Annotated in this window: 19 protein-coding genes; 6 read left to right on the forward strand and 13 right to left on the reverse strand. The window is 42.4% G+C overall.

All coding sequences use genetic code 11. The annotated features are described in order from the left end of the window. Positions 1-99: 99 nt before the first annotated feature. From G1O98_RS13610 to G1O98_RS13645, 8 genes are all read right to left on the reverse strand, one after another. Positions 100-663, reverse strand: coding sequence for a pentapeptide repeat-containing protein (locus G1O98_RS13610; RefSeq protein WP_163929299.1), 564 nt, complete (start codon positions 661-663; stop codon positions 100-102). 434 nt (positions 664-1,097) lie between these two features. Beyond that, entirely contained in the window at positions 1,098-1,418 is a 321-nt protein-coding gene (locus G1O98_RS13615) for a type II toxin-antitoxin system RelE/ParE family toxin (RefSeq protein ID WP_163929300.1), read from the reverse strand. Further along, positions 1,415-1,669: a type II toxin-antitoxin system ParD family antitoxin gene (locus tag G1O98_RS13620; protein ID WP_163929301.1), complete on the reverse strand. Its 255-nt coding sequence runs from the start codon at positions 1,667-1,669 to the stop codon at positions 1,415-1,417. Before G1O98_RS13620 ends, G1O98_RS13615 begins: the two co-directional genes overlap by 4 nt. A 199-nt stretch (positions 1,670-1,868) precedes the next feature. Further along, a complete protein-coding gene (locus G1O98_RS13625) occupies positions 1,869-3,629 on the reverse strand; it encodes a serine/threonine-protein kinase (RefSeq protein WP_163929302.1) in 1,761 nt (586 codons plus the stop codon). Positions 3,630-3,752: 123 nt separating this feature from the next. Beyond that, complete coding sequence (gene rpsU / locus G1O98_RS13630) at positions 3,753-3,941, reverse strand: 30S ribosomal protein S21 (RefSeq protein ID WP_012407716.1); 189 nt, start codon at positions 3,939-3,941, stop codon at positions 3,753-3,755. Positions 3,942-4,050: 109 nt separating this feature from the next. Beyond that, the gene (locus G1O98_RS13635) at positions 4,051-4,371 is read right to left on the reverse strand and encodes an RNA-binding protein (RefSeq protein ID WP_012407715.1); all 321 of its coding nucleotides are present in this window, start codon (positions 4,369-4,371) and stop codon (positions 4,051-4,053) included. Positions 4,372-5,094: 723 nt separating this feature from the next. Further along, positions 5,095-6,714, reverse strand: coding sequence for a hypothetical protein (locus tag G1O98_RS13640; RefSeq protein WP_163929303.1), 1,620 nt, complete (start codon positions 6,712-6,714; stop codon positions 5,095-5,097). Positions 6,715-6,732: 18 nt separating this feature from the next. Next, positions 6,733-6,960, reverse strand: coding sequence for a hypothetical protein (locus G1O98_RS13645; protein ID WP_163929304.1), 228 nt, complete (start codon positions 6,958-6,960; stop codon positions 6,733-6,735). A gap of 861 nt (positions 6,961-7,821) precedes the next feature. Between G1O98_RS13645 and G1O98_RS13650 the strand changes: the two genes are divergently transcribed. Together G1O98_RS13650 and G1O98_RS13655 are read left to right on the forward strand one after the other, a co-directional pair. Continuing rightward, a complete protein-coding gene (locus tag G1O98_RS13650) occupies positions 7,822-8,004 on the forward strand; it encodes a CsbD family protein (protein ID WP_012407712.1) in 183 nt (60 codons plus the stop codon). A gap of 160 nt (positions 8,005-8,164) precedes the next feature. Beyond that, positions 8,165-8,374 (forward strand): hypothetical protein, encoded by a 210-nt coding sequence (locus G1O98_RS13655; protein WP_163929305.1) that lies wholly within the window; start codon positions 8,165-8,167, stop codon positions 8,372-8,374. Positions 8,375-8,460: 86 nt separating this feature from the next. Here the strand turns inward: G1O98_RS13655 and G1O98_RS13660 are convergent, their stop codons facing one another. After that, positions 8,461-9,555, reverse strand: a complete 1,095-nt coding sequence (locus G1O98_RS13660; protein ID WP_163929306.1) for a hybrid sensor histidine kinase/response regulator — start codon at positions 9,553-9,555, stop codon at positions 8,461-8,463. A gap of 590 nt (positions 9,556-10,145) precedes the next feature. On the opposite strand from G1O98_RS13660, the gene G1O98_RS13665 reads away from it, so the two are divergent. From G1O98_RS13665 to G1O98_RS13680, 4 genes are all read left to right on the forward strand, one after another. Beyond that, positions 10,146-10,865, forward strand: coding sequence for a response regulator transcription factor (locus G1O98_RS13665; RefSeq protein WP_114084785.1), 720 nt, complete (start codon positions 10,146-10,148; stop codon positions 10,863-10,865). 125 nt (positions 10,866-10,990) lie between these two features. Continuing rightward, on the forward strand, positions 10,991-12,679 hold the full coding sequence (locus G1O98_RS13670) for an NAD(P)H-quinone oxidoreductase subunit 4 (protein WP_163929307.1): 1,689 nt from the start codon (positions 10,991-10,993) through the stop codon (positions 12,677-12,679). 634 nt (positions 12,680-13,313) lie between these two features. Then, positions 13,314-15,866, forward strand: coding sequence for a penicillin acylase family protein (locus G1O98_RS13675; protein WP_175586663.1), 2,553 nt, complete (start codon positions 13,314-13,316; stop codon positions 15,864-15,866). Positions 15,867-16,054: 188 nt separating this feature from the next. Next, a complete protein-coding gene (locus tag G1O98_RS13680; RefSeq protein ID WP_163929308.1) occupies positions 16,055-16,498 on the forward strand; it encodes a hypothetical protein in 444 nt (147 codons plus the stop codon). A gap of 37 nt (positions 16,499-16,535) precedes the next feature. On the opposite strand, the gene G1O98_RS13685 is transcribed toward G1O98_RS13680, so the two are convergent. From G1O98_RS13685 to secA, 4 genes are all read right to left on the reverse strand, one after another. Then, positions 16,536-17,240: a class I SAM-dependent methyltransferase gene (locus tag G1O98_RS13685; RefSeq protein ID WP_163929309.1), complete on the reverse strand. Its 705-nt coding sequence runs from the start codon at positions 17,238-17,240 to the stop codon at positions 16,536-16,538. After that, positions 17,237-17,569 (reverse strand): low molecular weight protein tyrosine phosphatase family protein, encoded by a 333-nt coding sequence (locus G1O98_RS13690; RefSeq protein ID WP_163929310.1) that lies wholly within the window; start codon positions 17,567-17,569, stop codon positions 17,237-17,239. Before G1O98_RS13690 ends, G1O98_RS13685 begins: the two co-directional genes overlap by 4 nt. A gap of 148 nt (positions 17,570-17,717) precedes the next feature. Continuing rightward, positions 17,718-18,176, reverse strand: coding sequence for an aspartyl protease family protein (locus tag G1O98_RS13695; protein ID WP_163929328.1), 459 nt, complete (start codon positions 18,174-18,176; stop codon positions 17,718-17,720). 104 nt (positions 18,177-18,280) lie between these two features. Further along, entirely contained in the window at positions 18,281-21,073 is a 2,793-nt protein-coding gene (secA, locus tag G1O98_RS13700; RefSeq protein ID WP_163929311.1) for a preprotein translocase subunit SecA, read from the reverse strand. Positions 21,074-21,242 lie beyond the last annotated feature (169 nt).

The following is a 21,242-nucleotide window of genomic DNA, read 5'->3' on the forward strand; positions in this document are numbered from 1 at the left end:
GTGAAGGGGCAAGGGGGCAGGGAGCAGGGGGCAGGGAGCAGGGATCAGAGGGAGATTAATTAATAACAACTTAACCATTCCCCATTCCCAATTCCCCATTTATTTTGAATAACAGGTTGTGCCTGGAGTATTTTCGGGTTTGAACTCGTTACATTCTCTGGGATTTTGACGCTCTAAAGACCAACCATAGGGCTTATCAGAGGTGACGACACCATTCGCCATAGTTGTTAGTCGGAAGTTAGCCCCCCGAAAATTAGTAAACTGCAATTTAGCATCTTTTAAGTTTGCTGCTTCCAAATTGGCACTGATAAAACCGGCATAAGATAAATCAGCGTTTTCCAGGGATGCTGATTTCAAATTTGCTCCGGTTAAGGAAGCACCTATAAGATTGACCGAATTCAGAATCGCACCTTCTAAATTTGCACCGGTGAGGTCGGCATTGGTAAGATTAGCTTTAGATAATGTTGCACCACTCAAGTCAGCCCCTCGCAAATTTGCTCCAGTTAGATTCAGTTGAGTTAGGTCAGCACCATTCAAACTACACCTAGGACAGGCATTTGTTGCCTTCAACTGATCCAAATCTAGTTGATTTAACGCCAGGGCCTGCTCTGCAAACCCAAAACAAGCTAACAAAACGACGGTAGCAACAATCTTAAATTTCATATTTTTTACAGATATCTACAAAAATGACAAGTTACGCACATTGCGTACTGTCATACTCACATATACCGCTTCTCTAGGGAAGAACAGGGATGAAGCATTCATTAAGAAGCTGTAAAAATACTATAAATTCTAATGGTAATACTACCCAAACTGAAATATAGGCTATAGAATCGATTCGTAAGGAACTATACCGAACCTTTTATAGACTACCATATATGTGATCCCCCTAGCTCGATGAAAAATACGGCTAGGGGGATCTTGTTTTTGGGCACTTGATTAAAACCATAAACTCTACATATAGGTTGAGTTGAACCTTCGCGTAGCGTCCCGTAGGGAAGTAAAACCCAACAAATCAATGAAAATGTTGGGTTTCGTTCCTCAAAGCGCGATCGCTGATCGCATATTGGTAAAATCAGCTTTTCAACGATCGCTCCTTATCCCTCACTATCCAAAATGCTGCTGATATCTTGTGTTGCGTATAGGATTCGTACAACCTCAATGGCATCCTCCCATACAATGTAAAAAATCAGGTACTTCCGGTAGTGTTTCACTGCCCACTTTCGTAGTCCCTGTAAACGAGGATTGCTAACGCGATAAAGGCTACCCACTTCTGGCATTTTGGCAAGTTGGGCAATAGTCATCCGAGCAGAATCAAAGAAATGCAAGGCAGCTTCAACATTATTTTCTACAATGTATGCAAAATAGTTATCCAAATCTTGGCTTGCCAACGGCAAGATGATAATGCGTTTCGTCATGCATCTGGCTGCTGAAATTGTTCAACTAGCTGAGTACGCTTCTGCTCCCACCAATCATCGGTTGCAACAATTGCTTCTCCGCTGTCTAACCCCTCTAGTAGCAGCACCTCAACCCGGTTTTGCTGGGCGACCCGCGCCTGTTCCCGCAAAATCAATTGATAGATATACTCATGCGGTGAGTTAAAGCCTTCTACTTTAGCTTGCTCCTCGACAAACGATTGAACCTGCTCTGGCAGAGAAATGTTCAGCATTCGCAACCCACCTCATAACATCGGGTCATCTGTTTTTAGAATAGCTATAAATATAGTTATACAACGAGTCAAAGGGCGATCGCCTTGGAAGTTTCCCCAAAGCGCAAATGCTGAAATCCTTTTCCCTCTGCTCCCTGCTCCTACTTTCTGCCAATACCGCTTACGCAAGTCCTAAATATAGGAATCCCTCCTTCCTCTTTCATCGCCACCCTAAAAAGCGCAATCCAGGGACAATTAGGTAGTAACTCACTCCTAACCAGAAGCTGATAAAGAAGCCTACAGAACCAAAAAAAATCAGAGGTAACTGTAACTCTGACCAGGCTGGTTGACTAGTAAATTGGAAGAGCGGTGGTGCCAACCTCAAAACAATCAAAAATGCGTAGGCGATCGCACTACCAAAGGCAGCTAACACGGCGTACACTATGTGATGGCTGCGAAGACCTAAGCTTAATGTGAGTAGGCAAGCTGCTACTAGAATCACTGCCACTAAGCCCTCGCCACTGTCTTTTGGTGTGATTAATTGCAAAATGAACCAGCCAAATCCATAGCTAATCATGCCCATCAGCGATGCTACTAAAAAGCGCCGCCGTTGACCAAAACACCCGGATGCTGTCAGTCCCCAAGCGGTTCCCCAGCCTGCGGCGATGAATACCAAAATATCTGCCCCAAAGACGGTTTGAGTATTTGGGACTAATTGGTTTAGCTGACTTGAAATAAATTCCACAACCCAACTCCCCAAGTTGGTGTGATATGCCAAAATAAAACCAGCGATCGCACCAAAACAAGCGCCAACATAAGCCAAAATCATCGCCCAAATCGTCGCCAAACAAGCTTGGAAAATTTTGATGATTGTCTGAGCGATAAAAATAACGGTTTTAGTGACAGCTTGGCTAAAGTTCGCTAAAACTTGTTCAATAGCTTGGATTAGCAGTGTAAATCTCTGGGAAACTTGCGTTGAAGCAAGCTTCAACTGATCTCGCAGTTGGGCAAATAATCCCGGCGGCGGTAATGGTTGAGAAATCTTCGCCAACCGTTTTTGAATCATAGCTGCATTTGCTGGACGCGATCGCACATCCTCCTGCACCATCTCATCTAGTAAATCTGCTAGTTGCGGGTTGACATTCGCCGCAGTACGCCAGCGCAATTTCCCTGTTTGTTGATCTTCCAACTCGAGCGGGTATTTGCCTGTTAGCAGTTCAATCACCGTTCGACCAAGGGCATAAAAATCGGCACTTGGCCCGACAATACTTCCACTCACTTGTTCTGGTGGACTGTAACCAGAAGAAAATAATCGGGTGGAACTAGACTGAGAACGCAGCTTAGAGGGGCTAAATTGCTTGGCCCCACCAAAATCAATTAGTACCAGGCGATCGCCTTCTATTTGCCCTTGAGGTAGGCTGACAGTGGGCGAAGATGTGCCCAGCATTAAATTAGAAGGTTTAATATCCCGATGAATAATTTGACGTTTGTGTAATTCTTGTAAAATCTCTACAGTTTGGGCAAACCAGTTGACAACCAACTTCTCTGGACATCCTTGGGGAAACTTTTTTAATATCTCCTCTAAAGTCCGTCCATTGATTTTTTCCATTACCAGACAAGGTAGTTGGTGCGGCTTGGGGTTAAACAGTTGTACCTGAAAATACCCTTCAGCATCGACTGCGGGCACACCTGGATGCTGCAAACTAGATAAAACTGCCGCCTCTTGGGTAAATAATTCCAGTGCCTTTGGTGAATCTTCTACCAACACTTTCAGCACTTTCTCGGTTTGAGTTTTTTCATCCCAAACCGTGTAAATTTGAGCAAATCCTCCCGAACCTAATGGCTGAAGTGGAACATAGCGGTCTAACAACTCTAGCGGTGCGCCACAGCTGTTGCAAAATTTGTTTCCCCAAGGTTGGGGATAAGGACGTTGACAATCAGGATTTATGCAGTGAACCGCACTCTGAGTGATGTGGGACACAACCGCTACAATACAAAGGCTGACTTGATTTTAGCGTTTCTTGAGGTTTCCTGATTTTTAAATAGGCAAAAGGAAAACCCTCATAGAATCTATGAAGGTTTTCTTTTATAGCTATGTCAGCCCTTAATTACGAAAACTTCTCTTACTCTGTCTGTGCTTGGCGACTTCTTTGCGCTTGCGTTTTTCTAAGGGTGTTTCAAAATGACGATGCTTTCTCATGTCTGGAAAAATTCCAGCCTTGGAAACTTCTCGCTTAAATCGTCGTAAGGCTGATTCAATGTGTTCATTGTCACCGACAATTACTTGGGTCATTATTTCTCCTACTAAGTTGACTTAATCAGGCGGGAACATTACAAAAAAAAGACAGACTGTTGTTTGTCTGACCTTAAGACTATTGGTAAATTTTTTTTGTTTCCAAAGTTTAGTAGCGTCCGCCGCGTCCGCCGCCACCGCCGTATCCTCCTCGGTTTCCACCAAAGGAACCTCTATCACCTCTATCTTCCTTGGGTTTAGCCTTATTTACTTTCAGGTCGCGACCCATCCACTCAGCACCGTCGAGAGCTTCAATGGCAGCTGTTTCTTCCGCTTCAGTTCCCATTTCCACAAAAGCAAAGCCTCGCGGACGACCTGTTTCACGGTCAGTAGGTACTTGTACTCGCTTTACAGTACCATATTCTGCAAAAATACCACTTAAATCTTCTTGTGTAACGTCATAAGAGAGGTTACCTACGTAAATTGACATCGATTCGCTCCAAAATCATCACTGTGTAGAGATTTTAATTTCTCTGAGAAGTCTGTAAATACTAAAAGGAAAAGCCTTTCAATACTAAAATCAAAGACGTCACTAAATTAACTCTCCTAAATCTAGGATGACATAAGAGCCATCTCTCTGCATCCAGTAGATAGTTAACCAGTGATACGATCGCGTAAATGCGATCGCCTGCCCCAGCTACCCTAAGTACAGCCCAATACAAAAAAGGGTTGGAAATGGAAGAAGATAAATCCTGTAGGGTGATAAAGGAAATCAGACATACAGGGGCACATCTTTAGAATATCCGAATTGAATGTTTGACTGCATTAACCATGAAGCATTACTCCAAAATTTTAATACGAAAGCCAAAGTCAGGCAACAAATAAAGGCTATTTCGGCTTGTACTTTTTTGGATAACCCGCTAGGTATGGGGCCAATGTGAAGAAGGCAGGAGGCAGGAGGCAGAAGGCAGTTCGCGGAAGCGTTGCCGAAGGCTAGGCAGAAGGTTGCAATGAGCGTGTAGGCTTCTCTAGGAGACGCTCCGCGAACAGACCTACACTGATAGCGCAGCGTTAGCGACGCAGGATCGTCTTGCAGGACACCAAATCAAAGATTTTGGAGTGGGGCTTAAACCCTTGCTCCGCAATGGTTCGCAGCAGAGGGCAGAGGGCAGTATTCCTTCTGCCTCCTGCCCTCTGCCTTCTACCTTTCTTGCTAAAATCTAAAACCCCGAATTGTTTGACCTTTCCAAGCTGTTTGCAAGTCGGCTTTGACAACTTGAGCAGCGTCTTCTTTCCCCAATGCCTGCAAAGTTGCCTGTAAGCCAAATAGAGAACGCCCATTATGGGGATACTTTTCTAGATCGGCACGAAAGACTTTCTCCGCCTCTCTATAATCACCCTTAGCCAAAAGCACAGCGCCCAAAGATTCCCGCGTGGGAAAGTACCAGTCTGGTGGTTCTACGTAATCAAGCGCATCTTCTGCTACTGTCGCTTTTTCTAATAATTGAATGGCATATTCATAATCATTATTTTTTGTAGCAATTTTGGCATCGAGAACTTTTGAGGCAATGTCTAAAATGCGACTGGCGGGGCTTAATCCGATAGTTGCTTCGGTAGAAATTTCCTGTTTGGCAGCAAGTAATGCCAGACTTTCACTTGCTGCCTCTTCAAGTTTGCCTGTGGTAGCCATAGCCATACCGCGAGCAAAATGCCAAAGTGCTGTGGTAGTAGGCAATTTAACATCGGGAGCAGGAGTTTTTAAGATGGCATCCCAATCACTAAAGCGTGTCTGAATCAGCATTTTGCTGCCCAGGAATCCCTCAAGCATTGGTATATATGGGTTTATAGCAGTAGCATTTACGACTAATTTATCTGCGGCTTGGAGAGCATCTTCATATTTTCCTGCCATGCTGCTGGCCACCATGAGAAAATGTACATTGTGGTTGTAGTACATCATGGGGTAAGTACCCTGGACTTGATATTTTTTGATGTAAATATCATCTTGAGCGATCGCCTGCTCGTTCGCCTGCATTGCCCCTTCATAATCTCCTACACGAAAATAAATATGGGAAGGCATGTGTACCAAGTGTCCTGCTGCTGGCGCTAGGGTTCCTAGTCTTTTGGCACTGACAAGGGCCCTTTCTGGGGAAGGCGAGGCTTCCACCGCATGGATATAGTAATGATTGGCCCCCGTATGATTCGGGTTACGCTTGAGAACTGATTCTAAAATAGCCACAATTTTTTCTGTATCTGGCTGTGGCTTTCCATCTTTAGTCCAGTGCTGCCACGGATGCAGATCCATCAAGCTTTCAGCGTAAAGCGTTGCCGCATCTAAATCATCAGGATATAGCTCAACTAGGGTTGCCATTGCTTTTGCGTAGTCTACCGCTAGTTGATACAAGTCTGCACCAGGATCTTGGGAGTAACGTTTTGCTAAGGCGGTAATGTAGTCTCGTTCCTGCTTAGATGCTTTGGTGGAAAGTGCTAAAGCTTGCTGTACCGCTTGGTAAGCAGCTAATTCTCGATTGGGATCGATTTCTAAGTTAATATTGGGGCCTAAAGCCAGAGCAATACCCCAATATGCGATCGCTAAATACGGATCGAGTTTGGCTGCGTGTTGAAAAGAACGCACCGCCTCATCATGATTGAAAGCGTAAATTAAATTTAATCCCTGATCAAAAAACTCTTGCGCCTGAGCATTAGCAGTAGAAACTGGATGGTGGATTGCGCCAAGTCCCGATATTAAGGTGTAGGGTTGTCTTGCTTGAGCGATCGCCGCATTAGGAGCGATTAAAGAGAGTATAAGCACCCAAATTATAAATAAGTACTTCATTGTCTATATTGTTTTTCTTCAAGCTCTTTTTTTCTTAATATTCAAAAGCCACAGTTTTTCTAATGAAGCAATTTGCTGACTGAGAACAGCCGCACGGTGTTTCTTATAGATATTAAATCCTACAAACACAATCATTGTAATTAAAATAGAAAATCCGATGAAAATGTTAACAGATACATCAGTTTGCATCCGAGAATCTACATATTGGGAGTTAGAAGTTGGTTGAGTAGTAGAATTTGATTGCATAAATACCTTGATAAATAGAAATAAACGTAAATACTTGTTCTTGCTGTCTTTAGTGAGAAATTAGTTACAAGTTTTACTAGTGCGGTATAGCATAAATAACTATCCAGTTTAAAAAGGTAACAAAAGCTTGTAAATCAAGCTTTCTTTCCTGCTGTCTCTTTGAAGTTCCGTACCCTGCGGAAAGTCGCAGAAAAATCTACAGACTTCTCTCTGCTTTCTTGCACTAGCTAAACTACTCTTCAGTTAAAACTTGAAAAATTATGTTTCTTTCCGCCTAAGATTTGTGACAACACCATTTTTCTGGAACTACGAATATTAGACAATACTTGTCGGGTTTTGGGGTTAAGGGAAAGCTTAAAGGGGAAAAACCTTATATATCAAGTCTTGCACTCTTTTTCCCCTTACCCTTTTCCATTTAAGTAAGCAGTATTGGAATATTAGAATATTTTCTTATATCTCGACTATCTATTTTGTTGTGCCAGATGTTTATCAGCGCTTAAAGTATAATAAATTACTTGTTTGTGCAGCCGTACTGCTAACTCAAGTTGCAGTTTTCACATTCTGAGTATTTCTTAACCGCTAATTTAGGCTAGACATCTGCATCATTATCTAGCTAAAGTAGCAAATGATTTTCTCTCAAGATAGAATAATAGAATAAATCCTTTCTATCTTTTGGATATTACTTGAATTCTTAAAGATGAATTTAACCTTTAAATAACTATGTACAATGGACACAAATATTCTTCATAAAAACATCGCCAGATAGAAGAATTAAAACTTGTCTAAAAGTAATATATAAACATTGCAACGCTTTCTTAGCAAGCAATAAATAATCACTAGTTAACATAAGGAAAAAAGTATATGAGTATCGAAGATAGAGCAAAGGCTTTTGCAAAGAACGTCGAAGGAAAAGTACAAGAAGCAGTTGGTGAAGTAACTGGCAACCCTAACGATAAAGCTGAAGGTAAAGCTAAACAAGCTGAAGCCCAAGTTCGTCACACTGCTGAAAATATCAAAGATGAAGTAAAAAAGACTTTAGAATAGGCTGAACTTGATTTAGGAAGAAGGTGTAGGCTAAATAATTATTTGCTAAACCTTCTTCCTCTATTAAATCTGTTTTTAGCTTGGTTTTTAGGCATTTTTAAAATACCGATTTCACAATACATTTTGCAACCTCTCATAGATTTTCAAAAGGTGTCGATTCATGATTAATCTTTTATTTACCTATCTTTTAACAGACATCCCTTTAACATCACAAGGTAATTCTAGTTATTTTATTGTGCTGACAGCGTTATTAGGATTGGGCTTTATCGCTGCTGTTACTATAGGGTCAATTGCTTGGTACAATTCCAAACGTCCTGTAGGTTGGGAAGAGAAAGAACGTCCCAATGTTGTTCCAGAAATTGATAAGTAATAATTTTTTGCCTGACTCCTCCCATCTTTTAGTGTTCACGGATTTTGTCTGTGAACACTATTTTTTATTCTAAAATTTCCTCACTTTTAATTGTCGGCTGCTACAGGTAGACGAATAGTAAATGTACTACCCTGCCCTGGCTCAGATGTTACATCAATTGTGCCTTGATGTGCTTCGATAATACAGCGAGATAGATATAGTCCCAAACCACTACCAGAACGCTGGTGTTTACCTTGACGAAATCGCTCAAATAATATTGCCTGATCTTGTTTAGAAATTCCCGGCCCCGTATCTTGGATATCAATAGTCACATCTGCTGGAGTGAGATGGCAGTGAATATCTACAGAACCTTTGTCTGTAAATTTGATAGCATTGCCGATAATATTTGTTAAAACTCGCCGCAGTTCTAAGCGATCGCCCATGACGGTGCTTGCAGTTTCATCTCGCTCTATGTTTACAATTAATCCTTTTTCTTCAGCTAAGGGAGTTAATTCTTGGGAAACTTCACTAACTAGTTCTTCAATATTGCAGGGAGAAATTTTTAAGGTTTTACAGCCCGCTTCATGACGATAAACTTCTAGCAAGGTATTTACCATTTCCAGCAGGTCTTGATTACTGCCAATCATGGTATCAATGATTTCTTGCAATTGTGGCGAAACTTCGCAAAACCTGCCTTCCAACAATAATTTTAAAACGCGGTTGGAGGCTACTAACGGTATACGTAAATCGTGAGTAAAACGCGAGACAAAATCTGCCCGCAGGTTAGCCATCTGATCTCGTTCGTCGATGCTATGCTTGAGGCGCAAGAGCGATCGCACTCGTGCATGTAGTTCATCAGGATCGAATGGTTTACGAATAAAGTCATCTGCACCAGCATCGAGTCCTTCCACAACGCTAGACTCATAGTGAGCCGTTAGCAGCAGAATAGGGATAAATGGCAACGCCGGATTCTGTCGGATGCGTCGAGTAAATTCATAGCCATCTATCTCTGGCATCATCACATCTAAGAGAATGATGTCTGGTGGTGACTCCTCAACCATAGCCAGAGCAATTTTGCTATCTTCCACCAAGCTAATTTCATAGCCCTCATCTTCTAGGACTGCTTCTAAGACCAGTAGATTGTCAAAAACATCATCGACAGCGAGAATTTTATCTTTTTTGACACTTTTAGTTAAAGACATGGCTGAATAAAAAAAAGAAGTGCTTGGCTATCGCTAGCAAATCTAGTAATAGCTTACTTTACCAGCGCTGAGATTATTAAGGATTCACATTTTCCTTTAAAGTTTCCCGAATTGAGTATCTTGTTTTCTAAGTAAAAATACTGCTAAACAAAGCAAGATTAGCATTAATTAGTTTAATGTTATTATTCTCTACTTAGTAGATTATTCGTTTACTTCTCCAAACAATATCTGTGTCTGGGTCTTAGGTTAAGGTCGCTTAATCCATTGTATTTAGGCTATCATAGCCACTGCAAGGGTAATTATTTAATAGTTACCGACTTTTGCTTGCTAGCTGAATTTTCAGTGAAAAATTGTCTACCATAAAAAATCTATCATCCGGTGAATGTATAAAAATATTTTTTGATTGAATTATATTGGCAGATGGAAACTCTTGCCTGAGAAAAACTTCCAAGATAAAGTTATTTATGTCTAATGGTAGATGAAGTTCAGGAAAAATACCAAAAGCATTGCTTTTTGTATAAGATACCGAATAGAAGAACAAAATTATTTTAATCTGTACTCCAGATAGATAGCAGTAAAATTAAGCAACTATGAGTGAAATCAAGATCCTCGTGATCGAAGATCACAACCTTACGAGAATCGGCTTACGGTCTGCCTTACAAACCCAGCCAGAGTTTAACATTGTTGGTGAAGCAGCCAATGCAGCCGACGGCATCAAGCTTCTGAAAACTCTCAAGCCTGATGTTGCCACTATTGACATCGGTTTGCCTGACATGGATGGTATTGAGCTAACACGCACATTTAGGCAATATCAAGCAGAGAATGAAGATTACACCACAAAGCTGCTAATTTTAACGATGCAGAATAGCGAGCAGGCAGTTTTAGCCGCTTTTGCAGCAGGTGCAGATTCTTATTGCATGAAGGATATCGAAACAGAGAAACTAGTTGAGGCTGTGCAAACGACTTATGCAGGTAGCTCATGGATTGATCCTGCGATCGCAGACCTTGTACTACAGCAAATACGTCAAGATTTCCCCGATGGTAGCAGAGGCGCATCTGGAAAAAGAGTCTTGATTGAAGGTATTGACCCAGATGTTGAGAAAAGTATAGTCAGCTATCCTTTAACTCACCGAGAGATGGATGTTTTAGAGTTGATTGTCGCTGGGTGTGACAATGCAGAAATTGCTAAAAGGCTCTATTTAACAGTCGGTACTGTAAAAACTCATGTTAGAGGTATTCTCAATAAACTCTGTGTTGCTGACCGTACACAGGCTGCCGTCCGTGCTTTGCGGGCTGGATTAGTGCCGTAAATATGCTGAACAATAATTGTTTTTTAGTCAAAACGATTACCTGTAAGAAGATTTATTAAGAAATTGTTACACACTTTAGTAAAATGACATAATTGACGAACAAATAAGTATTTTTCCTCATATACATGATAGCGGATCAATTTCCCTGGCTTACCGCGATTGTCTTGCTGCCACTCGTTGCTTCCCTGCTCATCCCTGTGCTACCTGATAAAGATGGCAAGCTCGTGCGGTGGTATGCACTGGGTGTAGGTATTGCAGACTTTGCCTTGATGTGCTATGCCTTTTGGAAGCATTACGATGCCAACAATGCTAGTTTTCAACTTGTAGAAAGTTATGCCTGGATGCCTCAGTTAGGCTTGAACTGGGCATTATCAGTTGATGGACTTTCAGTGCCACTTGTGCTTCTAGCAGGATTTGTCACCACACTCTCGATTTTTTCAGCTTGGCAAGTCGATCACCGCCCCCGCCTCTTCTATTTTTTAATGCTAGTGCTGTATTCTGCACAGGTTGGGGTGTTCGTTGCCAAAGACTTGCTGCTATTTTTCATTATGTGGGAAGTAGAACTGATTCCCGTCTACCTACTAGTCTGTATTTGGGGTGGACAAAGACGGCGTTATGCGGCTACGAAATTTTTGTTGTATACCGCAGCCGCTTCTATATTTATTTTGGTCGCAGCCTTAGCAATGGGGTTATACGGCGGCGGTGATATGACATTTGACATAACTGCCCTCGCAAATAAGGAATATCCCCTTGGTCTACAACTGCTACTTTATGCAGGGTTATTGATTGCATTTGGTGTCAAGCTCGCTGTTTTCCCGATGCATACCTGGTTGCCTGATGCCCACGGCGAAGCATCCTCTCCTGTATCGATGATTTTGGCTGGTGTGTTGCTAAAGATGGGTGGATATGGACTAATTCGCCTGAATCTTGAGCTACTCCCCGATGCACACATTTACTTTGCGCCGGTTCTAGCCATTCTGGGTGTTGTCAACATTATCTATGGTGCATTAAACTCCTTTGCTCAGACGAATATGAAGCGGCGTTTGGCTTATTCGTCGATTTCCCACATGGGGTTTGTGCTGCTTGGGATTGCCTCATTCACTGATTTGGGAATCAACGGTGCAATGTTGCAAATGATCTCGCATGGTTTGATTGCCTCAGTGCTGTTCTTCTTGGCTGGAGTTACTTATGATCGCACCCACACAATGGTAATGAAAGATATGGGCGGTATTGGTCAAGCCATGCCCAAAGTCTTTGCCCTGTTTACAATTGGAGCGATGGCATCTCTAGCACTTCCCGGTATGAGCGGCTTTGCTGGCGAACTATCGGTATTTGTTGGTATGACAAGCAGTGACGTTTACAGTTCAACTTTCTGCACTGTCACAGTTTTTCTCGCCGCAGTTGGAGTTATCCTCACACCCATTTATTTACTTTCCATGCTGCGAGAGGTATTTTATGGTCAGGGTGCAGCGCTGATATGCGACATTAATAATGCAGGATCAGAAAATCAAGAAGATGAGGGAACAGTTTGTTTTGGTACAGATTGCTTCGTGCCAGAAGATGCAGTCTACGACGATGCTAGACCCCGTGAAGTGTTTATCGCTGCCTGTTTTCTGCTGATGATTATTGGTATTGGTTTCTATCCCAAGATGGCGATGCAAATGTACGACGTGAAAACTGTAGCAGTGAATGCTAATCTTCGCCAGTCTTATGCCATAGTCTCGCAAACAAATCCTCAGATTTATGCTAATCGATTATTGGTTCCGCAAATTTCAGAGGTTGAGGTAGCGCCCGTTTTGGGAACTTTGAAGTAAGCTTTTTGACCAATAAAGTTGTCAAGAAAAAACAGAGTATTGATAGCCTATTGTGATGGGTAGGCTATCAATACTGAACTATTTGCGGCATTGCTGAATCGAGGTATGAATTTTGGATGTAGAGACGTAAAATTTTACGTCTCTACAAGGATTTTCACCACAAAGCACAATCATTTTCATACCGCACGCAATCAGCAACGCTCTAATTGCCAGATGATTGCTCAATCGAAGACGCAGGGAGAAATCACTCTTTTTTACTGTCGTGAAGCTTCTTCGGAATATAGGTCTAAGTCCCCCACTTCTACTAAGTGGCTCTCCTATAAAACTTACGCAATAACTCTCTGAAACTCTCATTCCTTTGTGTCCTACCCTGCGGGAAGCCGCTCCGCGTCTATGCGCCTTTACGGTATGCCTCCGGCACGCTACGCGAACGTTTTTCCATTATTTTGCGTAAGTCCTGTCGTAAAGAGCGGGAAGCTAGCGCAACAGGCTCTATGCCCCCTGCTCCCTTGTCTCTTTTTCTAACCAGCCAACTTGTTTAGAGGAGTTTCTCCAGAATTTTGTGGGCATCAAATTAATATTGCTCGCTCTACTGTAATATCAACGTTGTAACATTGCGTAATTTCACTAAACAATGCCACTGCAAGCCCAAATAAAAAACTTCAGGAAACGTTGGTTTCCTCGGATTCTCAAAAGAACTTTAATTGTGCTGTTAGTGCTGGGGCTATTGTTAGTGGGATTCGCCACCTACACTGTGCGCCAATCCTTTCCGCAAGAGAGTGGCACAATTCAACTACCTGAACTCAAAGCTGAAGTAACCGTCCAGCGAGATAAATGGGGAATTCCCCACATTTATGCTGCCAACTCTCACGATTTATTTATGGCGCAAGGTTATATCCACGCCCAAGACCGTTTTTGGCAAATGGATTTTTGGCGACACATTGGTTCTGGGCGACTCTCAGAAATGTTTGGTTCCTCTCAGCTTGACACTGATAGATATCTGCGGACAATGGGTTGGGCGAGGGTGGCGCAGCAAGAAATTCAGGAAATCAATGCAGAGATGAAGGCATACCTGGAAGCATATTCAGATGGTGTCAATGCTTATCTGAAAGAGCATCAAGGTAACGCCCTGAGTCTAGAATACGCTGTGCTAAAATTCCTCAATCCTGGGTATAAGCCAGAACCTTGGCAAATATTGCATTCTCTAACTTGGGGGAAGGTGATGGCTTACGATTTGGGTACAAATTTCCAGAGTGAAGTTGAACGTGCCATACTACTTAAAACCCTTACTCCCACTCAAGTAGAAGAACTTTATCCACCTTATCCTCAGGACTTGCCAGCGATTTTACCTGAGTTCCAAAAAGGGAAAACAGGAGAGGATGAAAATTCTGACGAGACACAATTCACCGCTTTTGGTATTGAGGAAGTAATAGAGTCAATTACCAAGCCGATGATGGCTTTGGAACAACTCATTGGGCCTACGGGGATAGGCATTGGTTCCAATAACTGGGTGATATCCGGTGAGCTTACAGATACAGGTAAGCCAATTTTGGCAAATGACCCCCACTTAGGTGTACAAATACCCTCTATATGGTACGAGGTTGGTTTGCACTGCATATCTAAGAGTGCAGAATGTCCATACAACGTTACTGGCTTTTCCTTTGCGGGAATGATTGGGGTAATTATCGGTCATAGCGATCGCATTGCCTGGGGTGTAACTAATGTACTATCTGATGTGATGGATTTATACATTGAGAAAATCAATCCCAAAAACCCCAATCAGTATGAGGTAAATGGCAAATGGGTTGACATGAAACTCCTGCAAGAGACGATTCAAGTTGCGGGAAGTCAGCCGATTGTGCAAACAGTGCGCTATACCCGACATGGGCCGATTCTCTCTGATGTTTCACCCAATCTTAAGAAGTTCCAGCCAAGTCAGCCATTAGAAATACCGCAAAACTATGCGGTAGCTTTGCGCTGGACAGCCCTAGAACCTTCGAAATTAGGGTATGCTATTCCCCAAATCAATCGCGCCCAAAACTGGCAAGAATTTCGCACTGCTGCTAGTAATTATGATGTCCCGGCTCAAAATTTGGTCTATGCTGACGTGGATGGCAATATTGGCTACCAAATGCCTGGTAAATTCCCCATTCGTGCCAAGGGAAATGGACGTTATCCCGTTCCTGGTTGGACGGATGAATATGAGTGGCAAGGCTATATTGACTTTGAGAAGTTACCCAAAAGTTTCAATCCGTCTCAAGGCTATATTGCTACTGCCAATAATTTAGCGATGCGTAAATATCCTTATTTAATTACCGCAGATTGGGTTTATGGCTATCGGGCACAGCGCATCGTTGAGATGATTTCACAACAAACCGAACCGATTTCTCTAGAAGATGTGCAGCAGATACAGGGTGACGATCGCAATCTCAATGCACAAACATTAGTACCGCTACTGCAATCTATCACAGTTGATACCCCTCGCTTGCAAGCAGCCCAAAAACTTCTACGAGATTGGAATTTGCAGTTGGGAATGACATCATCGGCTGCTGCCTTGTTTGAAGTATTCTGGAAACACTTGCTAAGAGACACATTTCACGATCAGTTACCTGAGAGATACTTTCCCAATGGGGGCGATCGCTGGTATGCTGTGGTAGCAAATTTGGTAAAACAGCCCAATAGTTCTTGGTGGGATAATCGCAACACCGCAAAAGTTGAGAACCGAGACGACATCCTGCGGCAATCCTTTACAGAAGCCGTGGATGAACTAGAAGGGATTCAAAGCAAAGATCCGAAAAACTGGAATTGGGGCAAACTACATACTGTTACTTTCCGTAATGCCACTTTGGGTAAATCTGGGGTTGCACCGATTGAAGGTTTATTTAATCGTGGTGCATTTGCGACTGCTGGTAACGGCGAAACAGTGAATGCTAACCGATGGCGAGCAAATAAATCCTTTGAGGTGACAGATATTCCTTCCCTGCGGATGATCGTAGATTTGGGAAATTTGGATAACTCAGTTGCAATTCATACACCTGGACAATCAGGCCATGCTTTCCATACCCACTACAACGATATGGTTGACTCTTGGCGCAATATTGAATATCACCAGATGTTGTCGCAACAAAAGAATGTCACAGATAACACTGCTGCGACATTGAAGTTAATTCCCAAATTGGGACAATAAACTGCAACCCGAATATCGAATGTTAAATTTTGCTACTTAAGTGTAATTACATACACGTTATCGAAAAAATGAAGTATAAAGTAACAGGGCAACAGAAATCAAGATTATTTTTAGAAAAAAGTATTTTCGCTGGCCATCTATTTCTGCTGCCCAACTTTCCCAAAATCTAGTTGGAGATAATAGGATTTATGCAACGCGTATTTAAACAAAGTTTTATGCTTTCAGTCACTACTGCGATCGCATTATTATTTGCAGGGTGTGGAGAAAGTAAAGTTGCCCAATGTAACAAAGTCATCAAGGTTGCAAATCAAGCATCTACTCTAGGTCAGGAATTTGGTAAAAATCCTAATCCAGCAAAAGGTTCTAAAGCTTTAACTGAACTTGCTGGTAAGATAGATCCACTTGCCCAAGAGATGAAAACTCTCGAAATTAAAGATGAAAAGCTACAAGGTTTTCAAGGGCGCTTTATCACACTCTATCAGAACATCAGCAAGGAATTGAATAATGCCGCAGGAGCTATAGATAAAAAGAATCTACCAGCAGCAAAGGGCTTTTTGGTATCTCTGAAAAAAAGTAGTACCGAAGAAAGTTCAATAGTTAAGGAAATTAATAGCTACTGTTCTGGCAAATAATCAATTTTGCATGGAATCTGGATTACAAAAATAGTGCTTAAATAGTCGGTCTATAACCACCAAAAACCGCAAAGCTAAAATTTTTGTACCAGCAATCCACATTTTGAAACCCAGCTGCTTCTAGCCAGTGAAGTTGAATCTCAAGGGTTGCCATGCGATCGTATTCCATGCGTTTTTGTGCAGCTTTAAGATCCTCTTCTGAGATACCTTTAGCACGGACAGAATCTAACCAGTGTTGACGATAAAGTTCTTCTAAATCAGGGGTTTTGCCGAGAACTTGGTCAGCGTTGACAAATATCCCTCCAGGATTGAGGACATCATAAATCCGTTGATAAAGAAGTTCTTTTTCAAAATCTGACAGATGATGAATTGATAAAGCAGAAATTATCAGGTCGTAGGAATCACCCAAATCAGTCTCAATGTAGTCACCAATTAAGATGTTGGGAGATTTACCCATTTTGCTAAATCTCAACTTAGCTTTCTCTAACATCTCAGGGGCTAAGTCTAGTAAGGTAAACTCTGCATTTGGGAAAACAGATTGCACCATACCTGAGTAAAGTCCAGTACCAGCACCCAAATCTAGAACCTTTATCGGCGTGGTGCGTAGGCGTAGCCCGTCGTAGACATCGCTTGGGATGATTTCAACAGCTGTTTTGTAAAAATCATCAAAACAGGGAATTAGAATCCGACGTAAGCTATCGTAATCTCCTGCGGCAGCATTAAAAGCTTCTTGAATATTCATTTTTTAATTTTTAATATTGGTAGAACTTTCTGTTTTAACAACTCAATTAAAGCTGGTTCCATATACTCATATTCATCTGGTATATCTAAACAGATAATTTTTTTATCTTTAAGAAAAGGCTGAAAATTTTTTGATAGCTTGCTTTTATGAGTTTTTTCCATCACAAATATCATATCAGCCCATTGAATAGCCTCAGTTGATAATGGTACTTCAGCATGGCGATCTAAACCTGCCGAGTCTGTTTCAAATCCTTCATATTCAGAAAACACAGCCTCAGCAGTGGGGCTTCGCAATTTATTCTGGCTACAGATAAATAAGAGCTTTTTCATCCATTAATTTACTATTTCTTTTATTAGTTTCATGAATTCTGTCCTCCCCTGATTATCTGAGGTCTTTCTAATCCTATAAAGTGTTTGTCCAGCCAATGCCAAACCTGAAAAACTGAGTACCTGCTTTCAGCATAAAATATACGATCGCTTACAATACACTCAAATAAGTTTGCTCAGAATTCATCGGCAAAATCCGCAACTTCCGATTTTTAAGGTCTGGTTCTAACCCTAAAACTTCCATTGGCGTTACACCCAAAAGGGCATAAGGTACTTCTGTGAGTTCCAGACAATCAAAGGTTCCTTGACGTTCTCCAATACTTAGTTCTACATCTCGAAAAATTCGCCCCTGCTGCACTCTAGCAGCAGTCTCTACCTGGGCTTCTCCACCTTGAACTAAACCTAGTTGATTAATAATGCTAGCAGGTAAACACAGCAAAGTTGCACCCGTATCAACTAAAACATTATCCAAAGTATAAGAGCGAACTTCCCCCGAAGAAATAAAGCCTCGTTGAGCCAAAACTTGATCAATGCGATTCGTGACAGTAAGGGTAACTATTACTTGCCCCATTTGCTTACCCTGAAGATTTGGTAGTATCAGCTTACCCATTTCAGCAAACTCCTGAAAACAAAATATTTTTGAGAGATGCCTTAAAATACAAAGACGCAAAAACGCCTCTGCGCCTCTGCGTCTCTGCATGAGATATTCTCTACTTACACCATCTCTGATGATGCCTGCATCATCTGCTGTGGCTGCGGTTGGAACATAAACAACGAGTAAACTACATCTCGGCGGATGTTGACCATCATATCCAAAAAGAGTTCGTAACCCTCGCTCTTATACTCAATTAGTGGGTCTTTTTGTCCGTAACCACGTAATCCTACCGATTCGCGCAAGGCATCCATTTGTTGCAGGTGTTCCCGCCACAGGGTATCAATGCGTTGCAAAATAAAGAAACGTTCAGCTTGACGCATGAGTCCGGGTTGAACTTGGTCAATTTGCGCTTCTTTGAGGTCGTAAGCAATCCGCACCTGTTCATGGAGGAAGGCTTTAATCTCGCCGACTGTCATATCTTCTAATTGATTTGGTTGCAAGTCTGCTAGTAGATAGACGAATTCTTTGACTTTTTCAACCAACTTTTCTAACTCCCACTCTTCGGAGGGTAAGTCTATGTTGATGTAGTAATCAACGATGTCATCCATCGTTTTTTCAGCGTACTTGATTACCTGTTCTTTCAAATCTTGACCTTCTAAAACCCGGCGGCGTTCAGCATAAATAGCACGACGTTGATTGTTCATCACCTCGTCATACTCAAATACCTGCTTACGGATGTCATAGTAGTAGGTTTCGACTTTTTTCTGTGCGCCTTCCAAACTGCGGGTAAGCATCCCAGACTCGATGGGCATATCTTCTTCCACTTGGAAAGCATTCATTAACCCAGCAACGCGATCGCCACCAAAAATCCGCAGTAGGTTATCCTCTAAACTGAGGAAAAATCTCGTGGTTCCAGGGTCGCCTTGTCTACCTGCACGTCCGCGCAACTGGTTATCAATCCGCCGCGATTCGTGGCGTTCTGTACCAATTACGTGCAAACCACCGATTCCCACTACCTCATCATGTTCACGGGTAGTAAATTGTTCATATTCCTGTTTAACGCGGTTGTAAGCTTCCCGCAATTTTAGAATCACAGGGTCGTCGATAGGAGCTTTTTCAGCAGCTACAGCTACCTTGTCTTCAGCTTCGAGTTCCGGTAAACTGCGATCGCCATACTCTCGTACTGCAATTTCTACTGCATCTTTGAGTAGTTTCTCTGTTTCTTTTGTTAACTGGGTGGGGAAAATTTCTGGTGAAGCCCGCCAAGTTTTGACTTTTTTGCCAGGGACAAAGCCTTGGCCGCCACCATGTCCTGTAGGCAATCCGGCTGGTCTTTGAACGCCAAAGCTATCTTCATCTTCTGGCATGACGATGCGGGGCATGAAGTATTCCCGCAGCTTCAAACGTGCCATATATTCGGAGTTACCACCCAAGATGATGTCTGTACCTCTACCAGCCATGTTAGTTGCAATGGTGACAGCTCCTTTCCGTCCAGCTTGGGCGACGATTTCCGCTTCCCGCTCGACGTTCTCCGGTCTAGCGTTGAGTAATTCGTGGGGAATCTCTAGCTGCTTCAACAATCGGCTGAGAAGTTCGGATTTTTCTACACTAGTGGTTCCCACTAATACAGGTCTGCCGAGTTCGTGCATTTCGGCACATTCTTTGGCGATCGCACCCCACTTGCCCGGTTCTGTCTTAAAGACCATATCAGACAAGTCTTCGCGTCTTCTGTCACGGTTGGTAGGAATTACCGCAACTTCCAGTTTGTAAATTTTTTCAAATTCTGGTTCTTCCGTTTTTGCTGTTCCGGTCATTCCACCGAGTTTTGGATACAGCAAGAAAAGATTTTGATAAGTAATTGTCGCTAGAGTTTGAGTTTCTGGCTGAATCTCTTCGTGTTCTTTAGCTTCAATAGCCTGGTGTAGACCATCACTCCAACGCCGTCCAGGTAATACCCGACCGGTAAATTCATCCACAATTACTACTTCCCCATTGCGGACGATGTAATTTACATCCTTGAGGAAAAGTTCTTTAGCTTTAATCGCATTGAAAACGAAGTGTGCCCAAGGATCTTCTGGGTCAAATAAATCTGTGACTCCCAAAAGATTTTCGGCTTCCGCAAAGCCTTCATCTGTCAGTAGCACGTTACGAGCTTTTTCATCTACATCATAATGCTCGTCTTTTTTGAGTGTGAATGCTATTTCAGCAGCTTGCAGATACTTTTCTGTAGGTCTTTCCACCTGCCCAGAAATAATCAGAGGTGTCCGCGCCTCATCAATTAAAATTGAGTCTACCTCGTCAATTACGCAATAATTGAACGGACGTTGCACCACATCTGCCATCGATGTCGCCATGTTATCCCGCAGGTAGTCAAAGCCGACTTCGCTGTTGGTGACATAAGTGATATCGCAATCGTAGTTTTTCTGGCGTTCAGTGGGAGTCATGCTTGACTGGATTAGCCCCACACTCAACCCCAAGAACCGATGCACCTGTCCCATCCATTCAGCATCCCGACGAGCCAGGTAATCGTTCACGGTGATGACGTGTACACCTTTACCAGTCAGGGCATTTAAATAACTTGGTAAGGTTGCTACGAGCGTTTTACCCTCACCAGTTTTCATTTCGGCAATTTGCCCTACGTGCAAAATGATACCGCCAAGGAGTTGGACATCAAAGTGCCGCAAGCCTAACACTCGCCGTCCTGCTTCCCGAACAACGGCGTAAGCTTCTGGCAAAAGGTCATCCAGGGCTTCACCTTTGGCGAGTCGTTGTTTAAATTCGACGGTTTTACCTTTTAGCTCCTCATCGGAAAGAACCTTAATTTCTTCCTCTAAAAGGTTAATTTCAGTAACAGAAGGTTGGTATTTTTTAAGCTTACGAGCGTTGGGGTCGCCCAACAAAAGTTTTAGCATGGCAGATTATAGAACTGAATCAAGGGGGATGGGGATTAAAGGTTCGGCATTGATTATAAACATTTAACCCAACCCAACCGTCTTGGTTGTGGATGGGTGTCAAATGAGAATTACCTCAAAAACAGGAGAAAAACTAGCCAATCATTTAGTAAACTGATTGGTTTTAACT

Source organism: Nostoc sp. UIC 10630 (genome assembly GCF_010747425.1).
GTDB lineage: Bacteria > Cyanobacteriota > Cyanobacteriia > Cyanobacteriales > Nostocaceae > Nostoc.